The sequence below is a fragment of the Aeromonas aquatica genome (assembly GCF_000764655.1).
Classification (GTDB): Bacteria; Pseudomonadota; Gammaproteobacteria; order Enterobacterales; family Aeromonadaceae; genus Aeromonas; species Aeromonas aquatica.
Map to the genome: position 1 here is coordinate 1 of NZ_JRGL01000080.1, position 842 is coordinate 842.

The 842-nt window shown below is 30.5% G+C and carries 1 protein-coding gene; it reads left to right on the forward strand.

Features of this window, described 5'->3' with window-relative positions; all coding sequences use genetic code 11:
- The coding region (locus tag LG30_RS22360) for a hypothetical protein (RefSeq protein WP_238566402.1) at positions 1-763 on the forward strand (763 nt) is incomplete at its 5' end.
- Positions 764-842: the final 79 nt, after the last annotated feature.

Sequence of the window (842 nt, forward strand, 5' to 3'; positions counted from 1 at the left end):
CAGTGGATTAGAAATTGAAATAATGAACGACATGTTAAAATTGGATAAACCCCAAGAACTAACTGTAATAAATAATTGCATTAGCAGACATTTACCAAAGAATAGCTATGTGAAGGTCAACTCAAAGACCGATGTACTTCTTTATATCAGTTCAACTTGCACTGACATTAATGAGCTCCACACAATAGATCGCACAGTATCTACATTGATAATAACCACAATATTGTTGGTTGAGTTTTTAAAAAAGAATAAATTTATATTTTTTAATGGTCGTCTCGATTTGTCAACAATAGGTGAAGAATTCAATGAAGATCAACACCCTATTTCCTGTGACTTTATCGACGATGATTTGAAAGAAAATATCTATAATTTCACTACACAGAAGTTCTTCATAACTGAGGATTTCAAGACATTTGTGAACAAGGGCTATAAGACAAAAGAGGATATAGAAAAAGAACAGGAATTAAATTCGTCAAAAAATCAATTGTTTTATACAAGGATCGCCTTGTTTGTTACATTTTCTAGTTTGATAGCCTCCGTTCTAATTCCTTTATATAGCACTACCTCAGTAAAGTTAGAGAACAAATTTTTAAATATCTCATCAAGTAAACAAACAACCCAGTATATAAACGATAGACTTAAAGAGCAGAAGGCTGAAAATGAAAAATCTATTAATGAACTAAAAATATCGCTTCTTATGATAGATAAGAAAGTTGAAGGAATATCTAAACAAAACCAACCGGTACCTAATCAAAATAAATAATATATTATTTCATGAAAACTTTGCACCACATATTGAATGTGGTGCATATATGCTACAAATCATCATCAAGGATGTATAG